Source organism: Limisphaerales bacterium, from assembly GCA_014382585.1.
GTDB lineage: Bacteria > Verrucomicrobiota > Verrucomicrobiia > Limisphaerales > UBA1100 > JACNJL01.
Window position 1 is genome coordinate 1 of the sequence record JACNJL010000008.1, and the last position, 7,959, is coordinate 7,959.

Below are 7,959 nucleotides of genomic sequence, written 5' to 3' on the forward strand. Positions count from 1 at the left end.
CGCACGAAGGCGTGGCCGAATGAGCCGGTGCCGCCTGTGATGAGGATGCTTTTGTCGTTGATCATTTCAGAAATCATCAGGCGCGAATTGAATGGGTGGTGGTCGGCAGTGCGTTGCGGGTATCGATTACGCAGGGGATCCACTCGGCGAGCTGGGCGTGATCCACGGCATCGTGGGCGGTGGCGATGAGGGCGGCATCAAATGGGCTCATTGCTTCGGCCGTCCACGGGATGGATTGCCGACCGGCGTAGTGACTATACTCGCGGCTGGGGCGGATGACGGGGACGTGCGGGTCGTGGAAATCGACGACAGCGCCTTGGGCTTCGAGTTTTTCCATCAATACGTAGCTGGGAGATTCGCGGTCGTCTTCCACGTTGGGCTTGTAGGCAAGACCGACGATCAGCACACGACTGCCGTTGATTTGTTTTTCCTGTTCGCCCAATGCGGTCGCTAATTTGCCAATTACGTAATCCGGCATAGCGCTGTTCACTTCGCCGGCGAGTTTGATGAAGCGGGCTTCGAGGCCGTGTTGTTTGGCTTTCCAGCTGAGGTAAAAGGGATCGATGGGGATGCAGTGACCGCCGAGGCCGGGGCCGGGGTAGAAAGGCATATAGCCGAAGGGCTTGGTTTTGGCGGCTTCGATGACCTCCCAGATGTTGATGCCCATTTTTTGGTAAATGATTTTTAGTTCGTTTACCAAGGCGATGTTCACGCAGCGGAAAATGTTTTCCAAAAGCTTGGTGGCTTCGGCAGCGCGGCAGCTTGAAACGGACACGAGGGTTTCGATGGCGATGCTGTAAATGGCTTTGGCTTTTTCGAGGCACGCGGGTGTGAAACCGCCGATGACTTTAGGGATTTTGGCAACTTGGCTGTCGGGGTTGCCGGGGTCTTCGCGTTCAGGCGAATAGGCGAGATGAAAATCGGTACCGGCTGTGAGGCCGCTGCCCGCTTCGAGGATGGGGCGCAATTCGTCTTCGGTGGTGCCGGGGTACGTGGTGGATTCCAGCACCACAACGATGCCTTTTGGCAAATGTGGTGCGATGGCGCGGGCGGTGTTGAGGACGTAAGTGAGATCAGGCTCGCGGTTTTCATCGAGTGGGGTGGGGACGCAAATGAGTACGGCCTCGAGCTCTTTGACGCGTGCGCTATCGGTGGTAGCTTCAATTTGGCCAGCATCGCGTTGGGCTTTCACCTCATTAGCAGGAATGTGTTTGATGTAACTTTCGCCAGCGTTGAGCGCGTTGACTTTGGCCTCATCAACATCAATGCCCAACACTTGCGCGCCGGATTTGGCGAATTGAATCACCAACGGTAATCCGACGTAGCCTAATCCGATGATGCCGATTTTCATTTCGTTGCGTTCGCCACAGGTCGGCCAATGGCTTGATATTCCAATCCGGCGGCTGCCACCGCGGCCGGATCGTAAAGATTGCGGCCATCAAAAATGACCGGCTCGTTGAGTGCGTTTTTGATGCGCGCAAAGTCAGGGCTGCGAAACGCTTTCCATTCGGTGACAATCGCCAAAGCATCGGCACCCTCCAACGCTGCGTAAGGTTCATCGCAAAACTCAACGCTTTCCCCCAACATCGCCCGGGCCACGGGCATGGACTCTGGATCGTGAGCGCGCACGGTTGCACCTGCGGCGAGCAGCGAGCGAATGAGCACAAGGCTGGAGGCTTCGCGCATGTCATCGGTATTAGGCTTAAAGGCGAGGCCCCATACGGCGATGGTTTTGCCGCGCAACTCTCCCAATCGTTTTTTGATCTTTGCAAAGAGCACTTCCTTTTGCGCCTCGTTAGCGGCGCCCACGGCCAGGAGAATGCGTGGGGAGTAGCCATTGGCCCGGGCGGTTTGTTCCACGGCGCGCACGTCCTTGGGGAAACACGAGCCGCCATAACCGCAGCCGGGATATATGAACGAATAACCAATGCGCGAATCGGATCCGATGCCGAGACGCACGTGCTCGATGTCCGCGCCGACGCATTCGGCGATGTTGGCCATCTCATTCATAAAACTAATCTTCGTCGCCAGCATCGCGTTGGCGGCGTACTTGGTGAGCTCGGCGGAGCGCACGTCCATCGCGAACACGCGGTCGTGATTGCGGTTGAAGGGCGCGTACAACTCGCGCAATAAATTTTCCGCGCGCGAATCGGCAGTGCCTATCACGATGCGGTCGGGCTTCATAAAATCGCTAACCGCATCGCCTTCTTTGAGAAATTCCGGATTGGACGCCACGCTGAATTCAATCTCCTCGCCGCGCATTTGCAACTCACCGGCAATAGCCGCGCTGACTTGGTCGGCAGTGCCCACGGGCACGGTGGATTTATTCACCACTACGCGATGCTCGGTCATCTGCTGCCCAATGGTGCGCGCAACCTCAAGCACGTATTTCAAATCCGCCGAGCCATCGGCCTTCGGCGGCGTGCCCACAGCCACAAACTGCAATTCCCCGTGCGTCACCGCTTCGGCGACATCGGTAGTGAAACGCAAGCGGCCACTCTCGCGATTGCGTTTGATGACCCCCGCAAGCCCCGGCTCGTAAATGGGAATCTCGCCGTCATTCAATGCCGCCACGCGCTCGGCATCCACGTCCACGCACAACACCTCGTTGCCCACATCCGCAAGGCAAGCGCCGCTGACTAAACCAACGTAACCTGCGCCATAAACGGTGATTTTCATCGGAGAAAAATTATTTTGCGAACCACGGAACCGTCAGCGCCAAGCCTTGTTCCAATGTGTGCGTCGGCGCGTAACCCAAGTCGCGCTTCGCCGCACGAATGCTCGCGAGCGAATGTCGCACATCACCCGCGCGAAACTCGCGGTGCACGGGCTTGGCTTGACTGCCGGTGAGTTTGCGCAACTGTTGATGCAATTGATTCAAGGAAGCGCGCCGGCCGACCGCCACATTATACACATTCCCCGCCGCAGCCTTGGCGGTGGCGGCGAGGAGATTAGCCTGCACAACGTTGGCCACAAAACAAAAGTCGCGGCTGGTTTTTCCGTCGCCATAAATTTCGGCGGGTTTGCCACGCAACAACTCCTGTGTCCAACGCGGGATGACGGCGGCATACGCACCGGCGGGATCTTGGCGTGGGCCAAATACATTGAAGTATCGCAGCCCAACCAATTCCTGCCCGTAACCGCTGCCAAAAACCTGAGCGTATAATTCATCCACCATTTTGCTCACGGCATAGGGCGAAAGCAGCGTGCCGGTGATCGATTCCACTTTGGGAGAAGACTTCACGTCACCATAAACCGAACTACTCGAAGCGTACACAACACGCTGCGCCTTTGCCTTGCGCGCGGCTTGGAGGATATTCAGAAACCCTGTGGTGTTGGGCGCGTGCGTGCCGAGCGGATCAGCGAAAGAACGCGGCACGGAACCGAGGGCGGCTTGGTGCAAAACCAATTCCGCGCCGCGACACGCGCGCGCGCAATCCTTGGCGTTGGTGATGTCGCCTTCGATAAAACGAAAGGCACGCCGTTGGGCGGCGGTGACGCTGGCGCGCACGTCATCCAAATTGCGGGCGTGGCCGGTGGCGAAATTATCGAGGCCCACCACGCGTTGGTTGAGGCGCAAAAGAGTTTCGACCAAGTGCGAGCCAATGAAACCCGCCGCGCCGGTGACGAGCCATTTGCGCGGACGCCGCTTGAGCGCACGTTGAAGTTTTTCGTAAGCGGTCACTTGATAAGCCGTTCGAGCAACGGCAAAAATTGCTTGGCGCGCTTTTGCAATTTGGTGAGGCGCGCGAGGCGTTCTTTGATGAGCGCGTATTCTTCGGGACTGAGTTCGCTCTTTTCGTCGGCCAATGTATCATTGACGTCGGTGAGGCGGCGCTCGGCATTTTGAGCGCGGACTTTAAAAATTTGATCGTACGCCGTACGCACCATATCGCCTAATTCCAACACGGCCTCGAAATAATCCTTCCGCTCCTCCTGCAGCCACACTTTGCGAATGAAGCCCAATGCCAGCAGCTGCCGCGTGCCGGTGCTCACGCTACCTTTGCTGATGGAGATCGCCTCGCCAATTTCCGGGGCCGACATCGGTTCCGGCGCCAAATACAGCAGCCCGTAAATTTCACCCACCGAACGCGGGAAACTCAGCGCCTGCGCCATCCGCCCAAATACATCCACCAACTCCAGCCGCACGCGAGGCAGCGGCTTAGGTAGTGTTTTTCCTGGAATATCCTGTGTGGCAATCGCCATTTGGAAGGGAGATGACCTTAATAGAGAGCCAACTCGCGGGGACGCTTCGCGCCGGTCAATTCGCAAAAAACCGCTGTAAAACGGCCACCCACAACTCAACCCAGCTCAAAATTAGTTTATCTTCAATCTGTTCAAATTAAACTGAACAAACCGAACTGCTAAAAATTAGTGAATCAACGCCGCTTTGGCAAGGGGTTTTTATTCCCTTTTTGCTCTTCATTACACCAATTCTAAATCCTCCACCGACACATTCACCGCGGCGGCTTGACCGATAAAATCCAGCCGCAGCAGCGCGGTGGCCGGGCCGTGACGGTCTTCCACCCACGCTTCAAGCCCCGCGAGCGGGCCGCGCTGGATGAGTACGCGCGTACCCACGCCGATGTTGGGCACAAGCCATACGTCCTCCATCGTTTCGAGCGCCTGCAAAATGCCGACGAGCTGTGCTTCAAACTCATCTTGATCTGGTGGCACCAGCAGGTTTGCGACGTAATCACTTTGCATTACCAACCGCTTCCCCTCCACCGGCAAACGCAAGAACACGTAGCCGGGAAACAGTGGTTTATGGAACGTCACCTCTTTGCCGCGATAGTTACGCACGCTCGCGTAGGTGGGCAACTCGCAGGAATAACCCTCACGGCCGCACCACGCGCCCAGTTTTTTCTCACAACGCGGCCGTGTGTGGGCTACGTACCACGGGTGGGGGAGTCCGACGGACCCGACGGGATGCGTTTCAACTGGCTCCATTTACCAAACCACAATGGGTTTTCCTCCTGCCCAATGATGCGCTGCGGGGGCAGGGGCAGGGAAGCTTCAAAGCCAGAAGTTATCCACTGCGCCCGCGGTGAATAGCTGGGAGTGGACGCCGCGCTGCGCCGCGCGCATGATGCCACGAAGATTGCTATGGCAAGACGTTCCAAACGAAAACAACAGAGGCAAGTGGCGAATCCGTCGCCCGCCCCTGTGGAACCTGAGTCGATCGATGAACCCTCGTTGACCGTCAGCGATGAGCTGGATTCTTCCACGCGTACTGCAATGCGTTGGGGCAGCCGGGCATTGTTGCTGCTGGCAATCCTCATCGCGTGGGGCGCGGGCGCCTGGCTTCGCGCCGAATGGGTGCGCAATGCGGACAAGCCGGAACACGCGGATTACAAATGGGAAGACGGTTATCTGCTCACCACGCACGATAGTTTTTTCTACGCCTCCGTTATCGAACAAGGCACCACCGCCCAGCCCGATCATTTGGTGCAGCATGCTGATATTTATCATCAGGGATTGCTCACCTTGCTGGGTGCCGCGCTGGTGAAAATGGGCGTGAGCCTGCCAATGCTCACCACATGGATGCCCATCCTCATCGCGCCACTCATCGTTGTGCCGGTGATATTAATAGGGCGTCTTTATGGCTCCACGCTGTGGGGGTTCTGCGCCGGGCTGCTGGCAGTGGGGGCCACCAGCTATTTCAGCCGCACCACGCCGGGGTATTTTGATACCGATATGTTCGCCGTCACCTGGCCGGCGATGGCGTTGTATCTATTACTGCGCGCGCATCGGGAAGAATCGCGGGGGTGGCTGTTGGCCGGTGCGCTGGCGTTGATGTTTTATCCATTCGCATACGGCTCAGGCGCCTCGGTCGTCATCGCCATGAGCTTGTGTTTCATTGGGTATCGATTGTTGCTGTTATTATTGGGCACCCTCCACCACCGCAACGTGTTGCCTTGGGGGCCGGATGCAGATCCTGAATTCACCTGGGACGCCGTCCTCCTCGTGGCGTTGGGCGGCTTGTTTTGTATTTGGACACCCGGCAACCTGCTGTTCCAAGCCCCATGGAAAATCCTGATTGGCCTTTTGCTTATAGCCGGTGCAATGCGATTAATGTGGCTCCGAAAACATACGCCAATCGGACTCAGCAAAATCAATCGCATCCTTCGAGGTGCGGCGATTTTCTTTGTGTTGCTGATGCTCTATCTCGGCGGTCCGTGGCATGTGGTGAAACAAACCCTTGGATACTTGCCCGGCGTGCAGGCAAAGCTGGAGGAATGGAGCGGCTCCAAACCCAATGCCAACCCAAATGCGCAACCGGCTCTGCCGGATCTGAAATTCCAACAGGTGAAAAAAACGATCGTGGAAGTGAAAGAAACCCCGTTTTTTGAGGTCAAAGAAAACCCGAGGGAAGCCAATGTAGCTAAGCGCGTGAGTGGATCCAACCGGGGGTTTGTGCTGGCGCTCCTGGGCTTGGTACTGATGATGATTTTATACCCGGAGTTTGTGATTGCCGCCCCCCTGTTAGGCATTGGCATTTATCTGGCCCATATTGCCGGGCACCGATTTACCATCCACGCCGTACCGCTTGCTGCGCTGGGAGCCACTTTTATTCCATTCGGCGTCGTGGAACTCACCCGACGAATCAGCCCCGGCAAACCCAAGGCAATACTTGGCAGCCTGCCATTGAATGAATTTTACAGACGTCACCAAGGTTGGTTTGCCGCGTGGCTTGGGGCGGGATTGCTCGCCATCCCTTTGGCCTATGGATTGATCCGGCCCAACTACGAACATGACCTGCTCTTGGCCCGGGGCCGACCGCCGGTATTGCGGGCACCCGAAGTCGCCCAACTGGCCGAACTGCGAAAAATTTCCAAGCCCGGCGACTACGTACTCACCTGGTGGGATTACGGCAGCGCCGTGTGGTTGTACTCCGGCCGCAACGTGCTCACCTCGCCTTACAATCAAAGCAACGACAACTATATCATCGCCAAAATTTTTAACTCAAATTCTCAAGCCCTCGCCGCAAATCTAGCGCGCCTCTCCGTAGAAGTATTTCACCAAGACGGCCCACCCCGAGGCGGCGCGATGGCGGTGGAACAAATCTTCCGTTCTCCCACCCAGTCGCCCAACGAAATTTTGGAAATCCTCAAGCACCCCGGCTACCCCGTTCCCGGTCGCACTCGCGATGTGTACCTCTACCTGCCCGCGCAAATGATGCCCATCTTCCCCGTGCTGCACCAATTCAGCGAACGCGATCTTGCAACCGGCGAACCCACCTCTAACCCCTCCACCTTCCTTGAGTATACGGCCTGGCAACCCATGGGGAAAAAATCCAACGTCATCGCCGTCGGTCACATAGGCCCCGATGGTAAATCTATGGAGGCCACCGGCTTTTGTGATTTGAAAGCGTTTTTATACATCCAAAAAACTCCGTTCAAGCCCCCGCTCACACCCGCCAACCTTGGCCAAATTACTTTACCCTACTTCTCCATTGAAACCCGCGATAGCAAACGCCTCCACTGCAACCTCAAAACTCTCACCTTGCAAAATGCTACATACGATCTGGCCTTCAACGACCACACCGGCAAAGCCCACGTCGTGCCGCAGGCCAACATCATCGCCGGCTACCCCGCACTCCCGCTCAAATCCATCGAGATCGTCAACCCCCGCCCCGACCGCCCCGGCCACGTCACCATCCAACGCTTCAATCCCGCCGATAATCCCCACAGCCAAACCGCCAACCATCACCTCATTTTTTCAAACGAAAACGGCGGAGCCTACCTGCTCGGCACGCCCAATTACGAATCCAACTACATCCAAATGTTCCTGCTCGGCCAGTACGACCCGCAATTTTTTGAGCCCGTCATCTCCGGCGCCCAAGGCCGCATCTACCGCGTGAAACGCTAGCCACGCTTTGCGCTCGACGCACAGCAATCAGAACGGTACAGAAGGGCTTCCTGCGTGGGGTCATAGCTCAGTTGGTAGAGCGTCGCG

6 protein-coding genes are annotated in these 7,959 nt (G+C 57.0%); 1 reads left to right on the plus strand and 5 read right to left on the minus strand.

Annotated features, from left to right (window positions below; all coding sequences use genetic code 11):
• Positions 1-76: 76 nt before the first annotated feature.
• The 5 genes from H8E27_00080 to H8E27_00100 all read right to left on the minus strand — a co-directional run bounded on the left by H8E27_00080 (position 77) and on the right by H8E27_00100 (position 4,950).
• Positions 77-1,351, minus strand: a complete 1,275-nt coding sequence (locus H8E27_00080) for a nucleotide sugar dehydrogenase (GenBank protein ID MBC8324017.1) — start codon at positions 1,349-1,351, stop codon at positions 77-79.
• Positions 1,348-2,679, minus strand: a complete 1,332-nt coding sequence (locus H8E27_00085; protein ID MBC8324018.1) for a UDP-glucose/GDP-mannose dehydrogenase family protein — start codon at positions 2,677-2,679, stop codon at positions 1,348-1,350. The genes H8E27_00080 and H8E27_00085 overlap by 4 nt, the downstream gene beginning before the upstream one ends.
• Before the next feature lie 10 nt (positions 2,680-2,689).
• Complete coding sequence (locus tag H8E27_00090) at positions 2,690-3,685, minus strand: SDR family oxidoreductase (protein ID MBC8324019.1); 996 nt, start codon at positions 3,683-3,685, stop codon at positions 2,690-2,692.
• Positions 3,682-4,206 (minus strand): hypothetical protein, encoded by a 525-nt coding sequence (locus tag H8E27_00095; protein ID MBC8324020.1) that lies wholly within the window; start codon positions 4,204-4,206, stop codon positions 3,682-3,684. Before H8E27_00095 ends, H8E27_00090 begins: the two co-directional genes overlap by 4 nt.
• A 219-nt stretch (positions 4,207-4,425) precedes the next feature.
• Positions 4,426-4,950, minus strand: a complete 525-nt coding sequence (locus H8E27_00100; protein MBC8324021.1) for a hypothetical protein — start codon at positions 4,948-4,950, stop codon at positions 4,426-4,428.
• 192 nt (positions 4,951-5,142) lie between these two features.
• Between H8E27_00100 and H8E27_00105 the strand changes: the two genes are divergently transcribed.
• Positions 5,143-7,872 (plus strand): hypothetical protein, encoded by a 2,730-nt coding sequence (locus H8E27_00105; protein ID MBC8324022.1) that lies wholly within the window; start codon positions 5,143-5,145, stop codon positions 7,870-7,872.
• The last annotated feature ends 87 nt before the right edge of the window (positions 7,873-7,959 follow it).